15 protein-coding genes are annotated in these 15794 nt (G+C 53.4%); 12 read left to right on the top strand and 3 right to left on the bottom strand.

The genetic code is table 11. The annotated features are described in order from the left end of the window. Positions 1–2 precede the first annotated feature (2 nt). From C7T94_RS14325 to C7T94_RS14310, 4 genes are all read left to right on the top strand, one after another. Positions 3–935 carry a glycerophosphodiester phosphodiesterase family protein gene (locus tag C7T94_RS14325; RefSeq protein WP_107215958.1) on the top strand — a complete coding sequence of 311 codons (933 nt, stop codon included), beginning with the start codon at positions 3–5 and terminating at the stop codon, positions 933–935. Between the two features lie 11 nt (positions 936–946). Next, entirely contained in the window at positions 947–1840 is an 894-nt protein-coding gene (locus C7T94_RS14320; RefSeq protein WP_107215957.1) for a glycerophosphodiester phosphodiesterase family protein, read from the top strand. Between the two features lie 5 nt (positions 1841–1845). Beyond that, a complete protein-coding gene (locus C7T94_RS14315) occupies positions 1846–2637 on the top strand; it encodes a sialate O-acetylesterase (RefSeq protein WP_107215956.1) in 792 nt (263 codons plus the stop codon). A gap of 93 nt (positions 2638–2730) precedes the next feature. Next, the gene (locus C7T94_RS14310; protein ID WP_107216143.1) at positions 2731–3534 is read left to right on the top strand and encodes an endonuclease/exonuclease/phosphatase family protein; all 804 of its coding nucleotides are present in this window, start codon (positions 2731–2733) and stop codon (positions 3532–3534) included. A gap of 21 nt (positions 3535–3555) precedes the next feature. Here C7T94_RS14310 and C7T94_RS14305 read toward each other — a convergent pair whose 3' ends face one another. Continuing rightward, on the bottom strand, positions 3556–4977 hold the full coding sequence (locus C7T94_RS14305; RefSeq protein ID WP_162618702.1) for an MFS transporter: 1422 nt from the start codon (positions 4975–4977) through the stop codon (positions 3556–3558). 37 nt (positions 4978–5014) lie between these two features. Beyond that, positions 5015–5569 (bottom strand): TetR/AcrR family transcriptional regulator, encoded by a 555-nt coding sequence (locus C7T94_RS14300; RefSeq protein ID WP_107215954.1) that lies wholly within the window; start codon positions 5567–5569, stop codon positions 5015–5017. Between the two features lie 346 nt (positions 5570–5915). Here C7T94_RS14300 and C7T94_RS14295 point away from each other — a divergent pair, with 346 nt between their 5' ends. From C7T94_RS14295 to C7T94_RS14265, 7 genes are all read left to right on the top strand, one after another. Next, a complete protein-coding gene (locus C7T94_RS14295; protein ID WP_107216142.1) occupies positions 5916–5993 on the top strand; it encodes a potassium-transporting ATPase subunit F in 78 nt (25 codons plus the stop codon). Positions 5994–6002: 9 nt separating this feature from the next. Next, positions 6003–7724: a potassium-transporting ATPase subunit KdpA gene (gene kdpA, locus C7T94_RS14290; RefSeq protein WP_107215953.1), complete on the top strand. Its 1722-nt coding sequence runs from the start codon at positions 6003–6005 to the stop codon at positions 7722–7724. 7 nt (positions 7725–7731) lie between these two features. After that, the gene (gene kdpB / locus C7T94_RS14285; RefSeq protein WP_204353286.1) at positions 7732–9762 is read left to right on the top strand and encodes a potassium-transporting ATPase subunit KdpB; all 2031 of its coding nucleotides are present in this window, start codon (positions 7732–7734) and stop codon (positions 9760–9762) included. Between the two features lie 12 nt (positions 9763–9774). Further along, positions 9775–10341, top strand: a complete 567-nt coding sequence (kdpC, locus tag C7T94_RS14280) for a potassium-transporting ATPase subunit KdpC (protein WP_107215952.1) — start codon at positions 9775–9777, stop codon at positions 10339–10341. 112 nt (positions 10342–10453) lie between these two features. After that, positions 10454–11524, top strand: a complete 1071-nt coding sequence (locus C7T94_RS14275; RefSeq protein WP_107216140.1) for a porin — start codon at positions 10454–10456, stop codon at positions 11522–11524. 95 nt (positions 11525–11619) lie between these two features. Beyond that, positions 11620–12750, top strand: coding sequence for a histidine kinase (locus tag C7T94_RS14270; RefSeq protein WP_107215951.1), 1131 nt, complete (start codon positions 11620–11622; stop codon positions 12748–12750). An 18-nt stretch (positions 12751–12768) separates the two neighbouring features. After that, positions 12769–14520, top strand: coding sequence for a HAMP domain-containing sensor histidine kinase (locus C7T94_RS14265; RefSeq protein WP_107215950.1), 1752 nt, complete (start codon positions 12769–12771; stop codon positions 14518–14520). A 71-nt stretch (positions 14521–14591) separates the two neighbouring features. Here the strand turns inward: C7T94_RS14265 and C7T94_RS14260 are convergent, their stop codons facing one another. Further along, positions 14592–14996, bottom strand: coding sequence for a DUF1801 domain-containing protein (locus tag C7T94_RS14260; protein WP_107215949.1), 405 nt, complete (start codon positions 14994–14996; stop codon positions 14592–14594). Between the two features lie 286 nt (positions 14997–15282). On the opposite strand from C7T94_RS14260, the gene C7T94_RS19545 reads away from it, so the two are divergent. Continuing rightward, positions 15283–15753, top strand: a complete 471-nt coding sequence (locus tag C7T94_RS19545) for a hypothetical protein (protein WP_204353285.1) — start codon at positions 15283–15285, stop codon at positions 15751–15753. Positions 15754–15794 lie beyond the last annotated feature (41 nt).

The raw sequence follows: 15794 nt of genomic DNA, 5'->3' as shown, positions 1-15794 counted from the left end.
CCGTGAAAAAATTACAGACAACAATCAGGCTGCTATTCTGCGCGCTCGTGTCGCTGACCTGCCTCCAGCAGGCAGCAGCCAGGCAAAATAGCCGTACCGACATCAGTGCCGTCCGGCGCTCGGGCACAGACAAAAACATCCTGATCGCCACACACCGCGGCGGGCTCTGGCAGCGGTTTCCTGAAAACTCGCTCGAAGCCATCCGGGCGGCCATTGAAGTGGGGGCAGATTTCATTGAGGTTGATGTGCGCAAAACCAAAGACAACCAATTGATCCTGATGCACGACCAGACCCTTGATCGCTGTACCAACGGAAAAGGCCGGGTGCGGGAGCACACGCTTGCTCAGATCCAGGCGCTCTATCTTAAAGATAAAAACCGGCAGTTGACAAAATTCCGTGTGCCGACTTTGAGGGAGGCGTTATTGGCCATGAAAGGCCGGGTGTTCATCAAGGTGGACAAATACAATGAAGAAAAGATTCTCGACAAAATTGTCGCTGTCCTTGATGAAACCGGCACCATGAGGCAGGCGTCTTTCAGGGCGGGACTGGATTACGAGAAGTTCAGGAATCGGTATGAGGGCCGATACGGCAGGCTTCATGTTTTTCCGGCGCTGGAAGGCGACACGTCAATTAAAAATGCTGCGGCTGCGCTTCACACTTTCCGCACAAACGTGAACCCGGTTGTTTTCCAGGCAAAGTTTAAAGACCCCGCTTCGGCTGTAGTGCCGCACCTTATGCCGCTTAACCGCGCCGGCTACCACATCTGGACCATGGCCAGCCGGCCCTATTACTGCGGCGGCTTCGACGACAAAGTCTCACTTACCGATCCCGAAAAAGGCTGGGGCCGGCTGATCGCGCTGGGTGTAACCATTATTGAAACCGATTATCCTGAGCAGCTGCTCGCTTACCTCAAACAACGAAAACTGCATCCGTAACTGTTGAATACATGAAGAACTTTTTTTTATCTGTCCTGCTGGCCTTGTTTACAGCCGGCGCCTTCGGGCAGTCGGCCCAGGCCGTCAAAGCAAAAATGGCCGCATTGTTTGATCCCTCGGCCAGTCAGCCGCTGGTCTGCGCGCACAGGGGCGACTGGCGAAACACACCCGAAAATTCCATTCAGGCACTCAGAAATTGTGTGGCCATGGGTGTCGATATCATGGAACTGGATCTGAAAAAGACCAAAGACGGCCACCTGATCGTGATGCATGACAAAACGATAGACCGGACCGTAAAGGGCAAGGGCAAACCCGAAGATCTTACGTTTGCAGAGATCAAGGCCATGTGGCTGCGCAATGGCACCGGGCATGCCACTACCCACCGCGTGCCGGGTTTTGAAGAGATGATGGCCGAGGCAAAAGACAAGATCATTGTCAACATTGACAAGGGATATGAATACTTTGACGATGTGATCGCGGTGCTGCGCAAAACAGGCACCATGCATCAGGCCATTTTAAGCGTTACCAAAAACCTGCCTTACGACAGCGTGCTGAAGGCGCATCCCGGTATCCCCGCAGAACTGGTGCTGATGCCGGTTATTGACCTGGCCGATCATGAAGCCGCGGCAATGTTGCAAAGCTACAAAGTCCGGAAGAACGTTGTTTACCAATTCGATTTCAAGGACGACCATTCGCCGCTGTTGGCGCGGGTGGGCGAACTGAGAAAACAGCGGTACGGCGTCTGGTTCAACAGCATCTGGCCTGAGTTGTCGGGTGGCCACCATGATGACCTTGCTGTTGAGGGTAACCAGCCCGATCAGGCCTGGGGATGGATGAAACGCATGAACGTTTCGGTTATCCAGACGGACCGGCCAGCCGCCCTTTTGCAATACTTTAAACGCTGATCGATATGTTGAACGCGAAACGATTTCTGACCGGCTTAATAGTCGCTGCTCTGGCGCTCACCGGCGCAGCGACGCCTGAACGCCCCCAGGCTAAAACGCGGGTTTACCTGCTCATGGGCCAGTCGAATATGGCAGGCAGGGGCAAGGTTACAGCAGTGTATAAAAGCATGCAACACCCGCGGGTAATCATGCTGAACAAAAACAACCAATGGACAGAGGCGAAGCACCCGGTTCATTTTGACAAACCCGATGTAGCAGGCGTTGGTCCAGGCCTGCGTTTTGGCATGGAACTGGCCAAAGCCTATCCGCACGACACCATTGCACTGGTTCCCTGTGCGGTAGGCGGAACCTCGATCACCAAATGGGAACCCGGCGTGTATGACAAAGCCAGTAAGCGGCATGTATATGACGATGCACTGGCGAGGATCAGAACGGCGATGCAGAAAGGGACTGTTCATGGTGTAATCTGGCTCCAGGGCGAGGCAGACAGCGGTAAAGACACTGCAGTAAACGGTTACCTCTCAAAATTGGATGGCCTGATCCGGAATATCCGCCGGGAAGTGGGAAATGAACAGCTGCCCTGGGTAGCCGGCGAGCTGGGCCGGTACCGCCAGCGCTACCTCGTTTTTAACAAGGAACTGCGCAAATTACCCCGAAAGGTAGCCAACACAGCGGTCGTAACCTCGACCAATCTGCAGCACAAAGGCGATACAACACACCTGGACAGCCCATCGGCAGATCTGTACGGAAAGCGCTTCGCGCGGCAGATGATCCGCCTGGAACGCAAAATGAAGTAACGAAGGCAGTGCTCGGCAAGGCATTTGCAGGCCGGAAGCCCATGCGCCCTTCGGGCAATACAAATGCCAATTAGCATTGAGAATACTAAACATATGAAATATTTCCTTACGGCCCTGGCGGCCCTGTTTTTTTGTAGCATTGCCTTCGCGCAGCTGCCTGATAACCTGCCTTTAAAGCTGAGGGTGGGTACCTATAATGTCGGACATTTTAACCAGGGCTCACTGGGCGGGTTCCAGCGGACCGGCCAGCAGGTAACGGCCGAAATGCTGCGGTGGAAAAAGTGGATAGGCGAACAAAGCCTGGATATCCTCGCGCTGAATGAATGGAACAAACATTTTGACAAGGACAGTACCCTTAACGCAGAAGAGGTTCTGCTCAAGCCGTACTATCGGAACGTCTATTTCGGCGCGGAGAAACGCTGGATCTATAATGGCATTGCGACGCATTACAAACTTCAGAACATCCGCCAGAAGGTGTCGTCGGGCGAATATTACATGGTTATCGGCGACCTGAAGGTGGGGCGCAAAAATATTGCGGTTATTTCCGTTCACATTCCCTGGCAGAAAGACTGGCACAAGCAGGCCCTGGAAGCACTCACCAAAGAGCTGGAGAAACATGCGTATTTTATCTGTATGGGCGACATGAATTCGACCGATGCCGAGCAGCTGGCGTTTCGGTCGAAGGGTTTTAACATCGCCAACGGCGGACATATGGGCTGGTTCGGCACCGCTGCGGCCGCCAATATGATAGCGGGGCGTACCGCAGGGCCCAACACCAATATTGACAACATCATTACCAGCGGCAACATCAGCATCATGAAGGTCAGCGCGCCGCATACCGGGCTGAACGACCTGGACCACCTGCCGGTAATGGCCGACCTGGTGGTGAACTGGTAATTCTGCAACCTGATTGATGATTCAGGGCGCAGTTTTTCCACTTATTTTGGGAAGCACCATGCCCGGCAGCACCAGGAGAGCCACCAGGACCCCGCCCAGGCAAACCAGGTGTACGAGCGTGCTCCAGGCGAATGCATGCAGGAACTTGCAGCTCTGCTGCTGCAAGTTCATCAGGTGGTAGAACAGGCCGCCAGTCAGGGAAATACCCAGTGCGCCAAAAAGCTGCTGGGCGGTGGTGTATACACCAGAAGCGTTGCCGACCAGTTCGGTCGGCAGGCCTTTCATGGCAATATTGGCAAAAGAGGGCAGGACAAGCGCCACCCCGAACCCATGCAGCACCATGACGGCGTATCCGGCCGGCGGGTTTGCCGGCCAGGTGAAAAGAAGGAGTTGGAGCGCCAGGGCCAATGCAATGAACAGCACTCCCGAGATCAGGACCGCTTTACCAAAGCGCAGCACCAGCCTGGGGGCAATTAGCGAAGCCAACATAAAGCCTGCGCCCTGAAAAACAACAAAAAATCCGGCTTTGAGCGGCGGCAGGTGCAAACCGGTCTGGAGAAAAATGGCGAGAACAAAAAAATAGGCATCCAGCATGAACATAAACAGGGCCGCCGCCAGGATGGCCAGGTTAAAATTCCAGTACGCAAAAAGCCCTGGGTTAACCAGCATATGCCGGCCCTGCCGGCGCCTGTGGCGTTGCAGCCAGCCAAAGCGGCAAAACAGCAGGAGCGAAAGCGGCAAGGTATACACAAGGTACACCGGTTGTTCCATGCCTGCCGTGAGCGAAAAGACCAGCAGGATCAGGGCAGCTGACACCAGCAATGCGCCGGTATAGTCCATCTTTTCGGTCATGCGATCTTCAACTGCAGGAAGATAGCGTTTTCCAAGCATCAGCGCCCCCAGGCAAACGGGTATATTGACCAGAAAAATATAACGCCAGGATTGGTCTACCCATAGCGGATGAAGTTCGACCAGCAAGCCGCCAAGAAACTGGCCCGACATGGTACCAATGCCGATGGTCATGCCGTACCAGCCAATGGCATGCGTGCGTTCGCCGTGGCCGGGAAAGAGCAGGTGGATGAAAGCCAAAACCTGCGGCGACATGAGGCCGGCGCTGCAGCCCTGCACAAAACGCAGCAGGATCAACTGCCCGGGGGTCCCGGCCAAACCACAACCGGCCGAACTAAGCATAAACATGGACATACCTGCCAGGAAGATCTTTTTTCTGCCGTAATGGTCGCCGGCCCGGCCCGCCGCTATTAAACAGGAGGCAAAGCCGACCATGTACATGGCCACAACCAGCTGCATCTCCCCATCGCTGCCCGTCAGGCCCTGCTGCACCGAAGGGATGGCGATATTCACAATAAAGATGTCGACAATGGTAAGCAGGTGCGCAGCCAACAACACAAGCAGGGCCAGGGTTCTGTTGGGGTAGATGTTCATTGTATAGAATAGTCTATATATTGCAGAGTAAAAAAAACTAGACGAGCGTTGGTACGATTTTTTTAACGGCTTGCAGGTCATCGGTATTTCCGTTCATGCTGCTCGACACGACCGCACCTTCAATGAGTAAAAAGATGGCAGCTGCGGCCAGGTCTGCGTCTCTTTTTTTGCCGGTTCTTTCGAGCAGGATGTTTTTGATGGTGGTTTTCTGCTGCTGTTTGTGCCGGGTTACCAGTTCTGCCACCTGTTTGTTCAGCCTGCCGCCCTCTGCATTGATCTTGATAAAAGGGCAGCCTGCAAAACCAGATCTTTGCTGCAGCGCGATCCGGTAATCGATGAGTTTCATCAGTTTTTCGCCGGGCGATTGTACCGCTTCCAGGTATTCTGCCAGTCCCTTAAAAAAAGCGGTTTCTTCCAGTTCCAGGTAGCGGATCAGCAATTCTTCCTTAGACCGGTAATGCTTGTACAGCGAACCGATGGCAATTTCAGCCTCTGCCACGATCTGGTTAATCCCTGTGCTGTTGTAACCCTGCTGGTAAAACAGGCGGGAGGCGGTTTGCAGAATGCGCTCGTTTACGCTGGTCTTTTTCATGGCGATCAAAGGTAATAAAAAAAATATATAGACCTATCTATTTTTTTGAATGTATGCTGCAGGGTCTTGATGCGCCGGTACCGATCTTCCCGCCTTTCATATTGAAAACGACCCTACCATTTTGAAAGGGTTGTCGCGGCATATATGCCTGACAATTTACGCGGATTGCATTTTAAGATGATGATGTTCAGTCAATTGCGTTTTAACCCCGAAAGCTGGCACCCGGATGGTGTAGGGCCATTGAAAATTAAAGACCATGCTCACTATCGCATTATTCCTCGCGCTGCTTCTGCTGATGCGGCTTTGTTTCAAATCAATCGACTGGTTCGATAAAATCTAAAAATCCATGATCGCATTATTCATCATCGCACTGGCCGTCTTCATTTACATGATCTACGTGCTGATTTATCCTGAAAAATTTTAACAAGACGTTATGAACACAGAGATACTCGGACTTATCACCACCTACCTCCTCACGTTGCTCATTGCCATCCCGCTGGGAAAATACCTGGCAAAGGTTTTTGCCGGAGCTCCCGTCTGGACTGATTTTATGAAGCCGCTGGAGGGCCTGATCTTCAGGTTAGCCGGCGTCAGCGCCAGGGAACAAATGAACTGGAAGCAGCACATGAAGGCCTTGCTCACCATTAACCTGGTCTGGCTGGTTTACGGCTTTTTCGTGCTGATGTTCCAGGACAAACTTCCGCTTAATCCAGACGGGAACCCAGGCATGACGCCCGATCTTTCTTTCAACACCATTATTAGTTTTGTTGTGAACTGCGACCTGCAGCATTACTCAGGCGAAAGTGGTGTGACGTACCTGACCCAGCACATTGTGGTCATGTTCCTCATGTTCGTGAGCTGTGCCACAGGTATTGCGGCTGCGGTGGTCTTTTTCAAGGCTTTCCGCGACAAAACAACGGTCAAACTGGGAAACTTCTGGGAATTTTTTGTCCTGTCCATTACCCGCCTGCTTTTGCCGCTTTCTTTCGTCATTGCATTGGTTCTCGCTTTTAACGGCACGCCGGCCAGTTATGAGGGGAAAGACCAGTACATTTCCCTGCAGGGCGATACCGTTGGCGTATCGCGCGGTCCTGCAGCCGGCATGATCGCCATTAAACACCTGGGTACCAACGGCGGCGGCTGGTTTGGTGCCAATTCGAGCCACCCGCTTGAAAATCCGAATTACCTGACCAATTCGGTCGAGCTCATTGCGCAGGTCATTATTCCGATTGCCATGGTAGTCTGCTTTGGCGTTTTTATTCGCCGCCGCAGGCTATCATGGATCATTTTCGGCGTCATGACGATTGGCATGTTGTTGCTGCTCATCCCTACAGTCAGTTCAGAACTTGGCGGCAGCCCGGCCCTGTCTAAACTGGGGATCTCGCAGGTTTCAGGGGCCATGGAGGGCAAAGAAGTCAGGTTCGGACCCGCAATAACCGGTTATTGGAGCACGGTAACAACCATCATTTCGACTGGTTCGGTCAACAGCATGCATGACAGCGCCATGCCGCTTACCGGTGCCTGGCAGCTGCTGGGTATGATGGTCAACTCTTTTTACGGGGGCTGCGGCGTGGGGCTGCTGAATTATTTTATCTACCTGATCATCGCGGTATTTATTTCGGGCCTGATGGTAGGCCGGACGCCCGAGTTCCTCGGTCATAAGGTCGAGGCGCGGGAAATCAAGATTGCCGCCCTGATCACACTGCTTAGTCCCTTCCTGATCCTGGCCGGTACGGCGATCGCTGCGTACGTGTTCAAGTACCACGGCGATGCGGCCTGGGCGGTACAGCCGCAGAACTGGCTGAACAATCCCGGGTTTCACGGCTTTTCAGAAATGCTTTATGAGGTAACTTCGGCCAATGCCAACAATGGTTCAGGTTTCGAAGGCCTGGGCGATAACAACGTTTTCTGGAACGTGCTGACTGGTTTCGTCCTGCTCCTGGGCCGTTTCCTGCCGATCATTGGTCCGGTGGCCATTGCCGGGCTGCTGGCCTCAAAAAAATTCATCCCCGAATCGGCCGGTACGCTGCGCACCGATACGGTCACCTTCGGACTGATGACCCTTGCCGTAATCATCGTCCTGAATGCGCTTTCCTATTTCCCTGCGCTGGCGCTCGGGCCACTGGCAGAATACTTCACCATGCTTAAATCTTAATACCCTGATGAAAAATTCATCTAATCAATTATTCGAACCTGCACTTGTGCAGGCGGCCCTGAAGCAGTCTTTCATAAAACTTGATCCCAGGCTCATGATCAAAAATCCGGTCATGTTTACGGTAGAGGTTGGAACTCTGGTTATGGCATTCGTGACCGTGTATGCCATGAGCGCCAAGGACCAGGGCTCGGTCGGCTACAATTTTATCATTTTCCTCATCCTGCTGCTTACGGTGCTGTTTGCCAACTTTGCAGAGGCCATTGCCGAAGCCCGGGGCAAGGCACAAGCCGATTCACTGCGCAAAACACGCGAAGAAACCCCTGCAAAGGTCCTCTCTGCAGATGGCAGTATAGAAACCAGGTCTTCATCCCTGCTCAAAAAAGGCGATGTGTTTATCTGCACTGCCGGCGATACCATACCTGCTGATGGCGAGATCATCGCGGGCATTGCCACGATCGACGAATCGGCGATTACCGGCGAGTCGGCACCGGTGATCCGTGAATCGGGCGGCGACAAATCGTCGGTGACCGGTGGCACCAAAGTGCTGTCAGACCAGATCAAGGTGCAGGTGAACACCCAGCCCGGCGAAAGTTTCCTGGATAAAATGATTGCCCTGGTCGAGGGAGCCTCACGGCAGAAAACGCCCAACGAGATTGCCCTGACCATTCTGCTGGCCAGCTTTACGCTGGTCTTCATCATCGTCTGCGTAACCCTGAAACCTTTTGCCGATTACGCAAACACGCCGATTACCATCGCTGCGCTCATTTCACTTTTTGTTTGCCTGATCCCGACCACCATTGGAGGGCTGTTGTCGGCCATCGGCATTGCCGGAATGGACCGCGCGCTCCGGGCCAACGTCATTACAAAGTCGGGCAAGGCGGTCGAAACAGCCGGCGACATTGACGTGCTGCTGCTCGACAAAACGGGGACAATTACCATTGGTAACCGGAAGGCAACCAGCTTTTACCCGGCACCCGGTGTTGACATGGCAGACTTTACCGAGGCCTGCGTCATGAGCTCGCTTGCAGACGAAACGCCTGAAGGTAAGTCGGTCCTGGAACTTGCAGCTGCGCAGGGACAGGCGGTGCGGGCAGTGCCCCAAGGCGCCAGCTTCATCAGCTTCACAGCCGAAACCCGTTCCAGCGGACTGGATACCACCGACGGCAAACGCATTCGCAAAGGTGCTTTCGACTCGATCCGCAACATCGTGCTGCTGGCCGGTAATCCATTTCCGCAGGCGATCCAGGAACGTGTCGAAGCCATCTCAGGCAACGGCGGCACGCCGCTGGTCGTTTCGGTCAACGAAACGGCCCTGGGCGTGATCGAACTGCAGGATGTAATCAAACCGGGCATCAGCGAGCGGTTTGAACGGCTGCGCCGGATGGGCGTAAAAACGGTCATGGTAACCGGAGATAACCCTCTGACCGCCAGGTTTATCGCCAAGCAAGCCGGGGTCGATGATTTCATTGCCGAAGCCAGGCCCGAAGACAAGATGAACTACATTAAGGAAGAGCAGTCGCAGGGCAGGCTGGTGGCCATGATGGGCGACGGCACGAACGATGCGCCCGCGCTGGCACAGGCCGATGTAGGCGTGGCCATGAACAGCGGAACCCAGGCGGCCAAAGAAGCCGGAAACATGGTTGACCTGGACAATGACCCCACCAAACTGATCGAGATCGTGGAGATCGGCAAACAACTACTGATTACCCGGGGCACGCTGACTACTTTTTCGATTGCCAACGATGTGGCCAAGTACTTTGCCATTGTGCCCGCGCTGTTCATCGCTTCTATACCGGCGCTGCAAAGCCTGAACATCATGGGCCTGAACAGTCCGGAAAGCGCCATCCTTTCGGCTGTCATTTTCAACGCCATCATCATCCCCATCCTGATTCCGCTGGCGCTAAAGGGGGTTGCCTACAAACCGCTTGGCGCGAGTGCACTGCTCAGGCGTAACCTGTTGCTTTACGGCGTAGGCGGTGTGGTGGTACCTTTTATCGGCATTAAATTCATTGACCTATTTATTGGCCTGTTCCTTTAAACTTATTCAATCATGAAAAAATACATTTTACCCTCGATCAGGCTTACCGCTGTACTGCTGGTGCTGCTTTGTGTTGTTTACCCGCTGGCTGTTGCCTTTGCCGCCCGTTTTGCACCCGGGGCGGGCGGAGGTGAGAAACTTCAAAAAGATGGCAAGGTGGTCGGTTATGAACGCATCGGGCAAGTCTTCGACAAGCCCGGATATTTCTGGGGCCGTCCTTCTGCCGTTTCTTACAACGCCGCCGGCTCTGCCGGATCAAATAAAGGCCCTTCCAACCCCGACTACCTGAAACAGGTTGCTGACCGCGTCGATACCCTGCTCAAATACCACCCGGGCCTGAAAAAAGCAGACATCCCTGCCGACCTCGTAACCGCATCGGGCAGCGGGCTTGACCCGGAGATATCTGAACAGGCCGCCAGGATTCAGGTAAGCCGTGTGGCCAAAGCGCGCGGACTAGACAAAGCCCGGGTCGCGAAAGTCCTGGCCGAACATACCGAGGGCCCGGTATTCGGCTTGTTTGGGCCGGCGACAGTACACGTTCTCAAACTGAACCTGGCCCTTGATGGGCTTCAAAAATGATACGAACCGTCCCTGTTGGTTTCTTCCGGCGGTCTGGCCAACATGCGTTTGCCAACGTTGGGCCCGGCTTCCGGAAGAATTTCCAGGCATACAGATTATCTATATAAAGTACATGAAAAAACAATTGTTATTTGCTGCCGCACTTGCTGCCGGATCAGCAGTTTATGCCCAGGAGGAACCGAAAATTAAAGTAAGCGGTTACCTGGAAACTTACTATGGTTACGATTTTAACAAACCTGCCGATCATAACCGCCCGGGTTTTGTCTATTCGCACAACCGCCACAACGAACTGAATCTGAACCTCGGCTTTATCAAAGGCAGTTATGAGAGCGACATGGTGCGCGCCAACCTGGCGCTGATGGCCGGCACTTATGCAAACGCCAATCTTGCCGCTGAACCCGGCGTATTGAAGAACATCTTCGAAGCGAATGCCGGGCTGAAGCTGTCAAAATCTGTCAACCTCTGGCTCGATGCCGGTATCTTTTCCTCGCACATCGGTTTTGAAAGCGCCGTATCTAAAGACTGTTGGGTGGTTACCCGCAACATCTCTTCAGACAACACCCCTTATTATGAATCGGGCGCAAAACTGACTTATACGACAGATAACGGCCAGTTTACCGCGACAGCCCTGTACCTGAACGGCTGGCAGCGCATTGCCCGGCAAAATGGCAACAGCCAGCCTGCAGGCGGCCTGCAGCTAACATGGAAACCCGTCGCCGGGGTGGTGCTGAATTACAGCAATTACCTGGGCAGCGAAGGTGCAGACTCGGTTCGTATACAGCGCTTTTATCATAACTTTTATGGTATATTCCAGTTGGACAGCAAGTTCGGCCTGACTGCAGGTGCCGATTATGGTACACAGGAAACAGGTCGCGGGATAACGGGAAAGCATGAAGTTTTCACCGCAGTAGCAATCGCACAGTACCGCTTTGCCGAGAAGTTCGCGTTGGCCGGGCGGGTGGAATATTACAAAGATAAGAACGGCATGATCATCCCGACCGGCACGCCAAATGGCTTTCAGACCATGGGTTATTCGCTGAACCTTGACTACGCGCCGGTCAGCAACGCGGTGCTGCGGCTTGAAGGAAAGGTTTATGATAGCAAAGACCCGGTATTTGTGCGCAATACCGGCCCGGTGCAGGCAAACGCCCTGCTTACGGCAAGTCTGGCCGTTTCGTTTTAACCTGGCTGACCGAAGAATTTTAAAGGCTTGTCCCGTGACTAATCCCATGGGATTTGGCCATTTCAGGACAATACCAATTGCGGAATACAAACCATATGGACCCAAATACTGAGAAATCATCTGTGCGTAAATTTCTTGACCTGGTCAGGAAGTCAAAGCGGGGCAAGCTCAAAATTTACATCGGGATGAGTGCCGGTGTAGGTAAGACCTACCGCATGCTCCAGGAGGCGCATTCCCTGCTCAAAAACGGTGTCGACGTACAGATCGCCTACATTGAAACCCACAACCGGCCCGAAACACACGCACTGCTGGCCGGGCTTCCGGTCATTGCGCGGCGCAGCATCTTTTACCGGGGTAAGGCGCTGCAAGAGCTCGACCTGCAGGCTGTCATGGCCGTGCACCCGGAAGTGGTCATCGTCGATGAGCTGGCGCATTCAAACGTAGAGGGAAGTAAAAACACAAAACGCTGGCAGGATGTGGCCGATATCCTTGATGCCGGCATCAGCGTGATTTCGGCGGTTAACATCCAGCACCTGGAAAGTGTTAATGAAGAGGTAGAGAGAATTACCGGAATCTCAGTTACAGAACGGGTTCCCGACAGGATGCTGGAAACTGCCGATGAGATCGTGAACATTGACCTGACGGCCGATGAACTGATTGAAAGGCTCAGGGCGGGAAAGGTCTATGAAAAATCGAAAGTGGCAGGCGCGCTGGCAAATTTTTTCCAGCCCGAAAAATTGCTGCAACTGCGCGAGATGGCCCTGAACGAGGTTTCGCATTACCTGGAACGCAAGATCAGCGTCGAGGTGCCGCAGCAGATCAAACTGAGACCTGAAAAATTCCTGGCATGCATATCGACCAATCACCAGACCGCCAAAGTGATCATTCGCAAGACAGCCAGGTTGGCTTCTTATTACCGTTCGCCGTGGATCGTGCTGTTTGTGCAGCGCGGCCGCGAGGGGGGCGACAGGATCAGGCTGGACCTGCAGCGGCACCTGATCAACAACCTGAAACTGGCCACCGAATTGGGCGCCGAGGTGCTTAAAGTGAAAGACGAAGATGTGACCGCCACCATCAGCCGGATCGCGGCTGAAAGAGAAGTTACCACGATCTGCATGGGCAGGCCGCGCCTGAAATTCTTTCAGATCATCATGCGCACCGCCCTGTTCAATAAATTGCTGAAAAATATTGCACAAACCGAAACTGACCTGGTAATTCTCTCCTGACTAACGTATAATTGACCCATGAAAATAAAAACGAAGCTTCGGCTCGGATTTGGATTTTTATTCCTGATCGTCCTGCTGTTCGGCGCGACATCGCTGCATTACATCAATAAGATCTCTGTCAGCTCGAAAGTTATTCTGAAAGATAACTACGAAAGCCTCAAATATGCACGCGAGATGCGCAGCATTCTTGATAACCATGACCTGCCGCTTAGCCGCGATGCCTGGAACCGGCTGGCCGCCCAGCTCAGGCTAGAGGCCGGCAACATCACCGAACCCGGCGAGGGCGGAGCCGTCAGGGGGCTGTCTGCAGCGTTCATGAATCTAGGCCCGGCATCCACGGTACACCAACAGCACGCCGCCCTGCGCGCCATGCGCCTGCAGCTGAGTGTGATCGAAGACTTGAACATGAAGGCGATTGCCCGGAAAAACGAAGCTGCGCAGGCCAGCGTGGAGCGTGCCACCACCTACCTGGTCGCGGCCGCTACTTTTTGTTTCATTGTCCTGTTCTCGTTCAGTATAAATTTTCCAGGGTTTGTGGCCAATCCGCTGCGCCGGTTTTCAGAGGCGATCAAAGCAATCAGCCAGAAAAACTATAAACAACGGCTGGACTTTCAGGGAAATGATGAGTTTGCGGCCCTGGCTAAGGAATTCAATGCCATGGCGGGCCAGCTCAATAAATGGGAAAATACGAACCTGGCAAAACTGCAGTCTGAAAAATCTCGCATCGAAGCCATCATCAGCCAGATGCAGGACGGGATTATTGGTCTGAGCGAGCGCAATGACATCCTCTTTGTTAACCAGGTGGCTGCCCAGCTGCTGAACAGGGGTGAGCAGGAGGTGGTTGGTAAAAATGCCGCGGAACTGGCGGCAACAAACGATTTGCTGCTTACCCTACTGCAATCTGAGGGGGGAAGCAAACACCTGAAAATTTTTGCTGACGGCAAGGAATCATATTTCAAACTGGAGCGGCGGGAGATCCTGATACCTGCTTTCGATGAAGCCTCCGAACAGGTAATCAGCGAAGCGACAAAAGCGGCGGGCGAAGTTTTTATCCTGAAAAACGAAACCGAATACAAGGAGCTGGACGAAGCAAAAACCAATTTTATCGCCACGGTTTCGCACGAACTGAAAACACCTATTTCTTCGATTAAAATGAGCCTGAAATTGCTCGACGATGTGCGGGTTGGCGAACTGAACCGCGAGCAGCATGAACTCGTTGCGCACATTGGCGAAGACTGCGGCCGCCTGCTGAAAATTACCAGCGAGCTGCTCGACCTGGCCCAGGTAGAAACTGGTAACCTGCAGTTGAACTATGTCAAATCTGACCCCAGAAAGATTGCGCAGTATGCCATGGATACCGTGCGGCGGCAGGCTGAACACAAAGAAATTGACCTGCAGTTATGGGCTGCAGATAACCTGCCGGCGGTGAATGCCGATACTGAAAAGACGGCGTGGGTACTCGTCAACTTTTTATCGAATGCGCTGCGGTACAGTCCGCTTAAATCAAAAGTGCTCATCCGTGTTGGCCTTTCGGGAAGGGAAGTGGAATTTTCTGTGAAAGACTTTGGCAGAGGCATAGACCGCACGTTCCAGTCGCGCTTGTTTGACCGGTATTTCCAGGTACCCACAGATGGGCAGAACAAAACCGGATCGGGACTGGGCCTGGCCATCTCCAAAGATTTTATCATGGCCCAGGGTGGCAGGATCTGGGTAGAAAGCGAACTGGGTGAAGGCAGCACGTTTGCATTTACGTTGCCACAGGCAGATTAGGGCCGGCATAGCGCTTTTACCGCGTTGCGGAAATGGCTAAGTTTTGATAGGTTGGATTCCTGTTCTAAAGCTTACCCGAGGCGCTCCAGCTTTCCCTTCCGCCTGATCAGGTTCTTGTAATCCCACTGTATATGGCGTGATTTTTCGAGCCAGCGTTTTAGGTCGTCGGTGTTAACCTGCGTTGCCGTGGTGTAGCAAACAGATGCGTCTTTAAATTTGCCAGATCCCGGCTTGAGTTGCGCTTCGTAAAAACCGGCCCCGCTCCAAAACATGAGCCGTATGCCGGCTTTCAGCTTGCTGTAACCGGCAACAGGCTTGCCTTCCAGAAACCAGACCGGGTGTGCATGCCAGATCTTGTTTTCGGCTTCGGGCAGGTATTTGTTTATCTCCTGCGCCAACAGCTCACAGACGGCTTTTTCTTCCTCGTTTTGCTTAGCGTTGTAAGCTTGTATGTTTTCGCTGAGGGTTTGCTTCATGGTTTGAAATCAGGCTGACAGCCGGAATTAAAGTTAGACCTTTTTATTTGAAAATAGGAGAGGACCCTTGTTTTGACGAATCTGGTGATACACATTGGCTTGCCAGTTTCGGAGCGGCGGGCTGCTGTCGGAATGCCTCATCAGTCCGGTGCCGGCCTTGGCTCAACAGCAAAAAGGTGTTATCATGCACAGCCTTGCAGGTACGAATCCGAATAGATACTTTTGAACAGCGTGCGCGGGCGTGCCCCGAACATTGGGCAGCAGCGCAGCGTGCAACCAAACAAACATGATGACAAACGAAGAATGGGCAGCCGGACAGCGTGCGCTGCTCAGTGAAAAGGTGGCTCAGCTGACCAACGGGCAGAAGCGCAAATATGCGGTCAGGTTTCTGGATAGCAGTCTCTTATTTGTACCTGACAGAAAAAAACTCGAAGGTGCAGGGCTTGAAGCGTTCCGCCGGGAGGCCGAAGGTGTGGTAGCCGCCTTGCCGGACGGTGCTGTAGACAATAAGGGAGAAAAAGCTTACCTGAAGGTAATTGCCGCCTACAAACGTATGCTGGTGAAGCAACACAAGATCGTCGCAAACGGCCATTACATGACAGTCTGGATGCCCTTGGGCATTGCCATGGGCCTTCCCTTTGGAGTGGTCTTCAAAAACATAGCATTGGGACTCCCGATCGGGATGGCGACAGGTTCGGCCATCGCCGGCTTCCTGAACGCCCGCGCGAAAAGCCAGGGACTGATCGTTCCCGAATAAGCCACTGGCAGAGCTTCAACAACCGGTATACCGGCTGCCTG

The organism is Pedobacter yulinensis, from assembly GCF_003029735.1.
In the GTDB taxonomy this organism is placed as follows: domain Bacteria; phylum Bacteroidota; class Bacteroidia; order Sphingobacteriales; family Sphingobacteriaceae; genus Pedobacter; species Pedobacter yulinensis.
Note: the sequence above shows the minus strand (reverse complement) of the source record. Positions and strands in the feature narration are given on the sequence as shown.

Excerpts from the sequence above, each read along its gene's own strand:
- C7T94_RS14320 (WP_107215957.1), top strand. The coding sequence starts at position 947 with ATGAAGAACTTTTTTTTATCTGTCCTGCTGGCCTTGTTTACAGCCGGC.
- C7T94_RS14315 (WP_107215956.1), top strand. The coding sequence starts at position 1,846 with ATGTTGAACGCGAAACGATTTCTGACCGGCTTAATAGTCGCTGCTCTG.
- C7T94_RS14310 (WP_107216143.1), top strand. The coding sequence starts at position 2,731 with ATGAAATATTTCCTTACGGCCCTGGCGGCCCTGTTTTTTTGTAGCATT.
- C7T94_RS14305 (WP_162618702.1), bottom strand. The coding sequence starts at position 4,977 with ATGAACATCTACCCCAACAGAACCCTGGCCCTGCTTGTGTTGTTGGCT.
- C7T94_RS14300 (WP_107215954.1), bottom strand. The coding sequence starts at position 5,569 with ATGAAAAAGACCAGCGTAAACGAGCGCATTCTGCAAACCGCCTCCCGC.
- C7T94_RS14295 (WP_107216142.1), top strand. The coding sequence starts at position 5,916 with ATGATCGCATTATTCATCATCGCACTGGCCGTCTTCATTTACATGATC.
- kdpA (WP_107215953.1), top strand. The coding sequence starts at position 6,003 with ATGAACACAGAGATACTCGGACTTATCACCACCTACCTCCTCACGTTG.
- kdpB (WP_204353286.1), top strand. The coding sequence starts at position 7,732 with ATGAAAAATTCATCTAATCAATTATTCGAACCTGCACTTGTGCAGGCG.
- kdpC (WP_107215952.1), top strand. The coding sequence starts at position 9,775 with ATGAAAAAATACATTTTACCCTCGATCAGGCTTACCGCTGTACTGCTG.
- C7T94_RS14275 (WP_107216140.1), top strand. The coding sequence starts at position 10,454 with ATGAAAAAACAATTGTTATTTGCTGCCGCACTTGCTGCCGGATCAGCA.
- C7T94_RS14270 (WP_107215951.1), top strand. The coding sequence starts at position 11,620 with ATGGACCCAAATACTGAGAAATCATCTGTGCGTAAATTTCTTGACCTG.
- C7T94_RS14265 (WP_107215950.1), top strand. The coding sequence starts at position 12,769 with ATGAAAATAAAAACGAAGCTTCGGCTCGGATTTGGATTTTTATTCCTG.
- C7T94_RS14260 (WP_107215949.1), bottom strand. The coding sequence starts at position 14,996 with ATGAAGCAAACCCTCAGCGAAAACATACAAGCTTACAACGCTAAGCAA.
- C7T94_RS19545 (WP_204353285.1), top strand. The coding sequence starts at position 15,283 with ATGATGACAAACGAAGAATGGGCAGCCGGACAGCGTGCGCTGCTCAGT.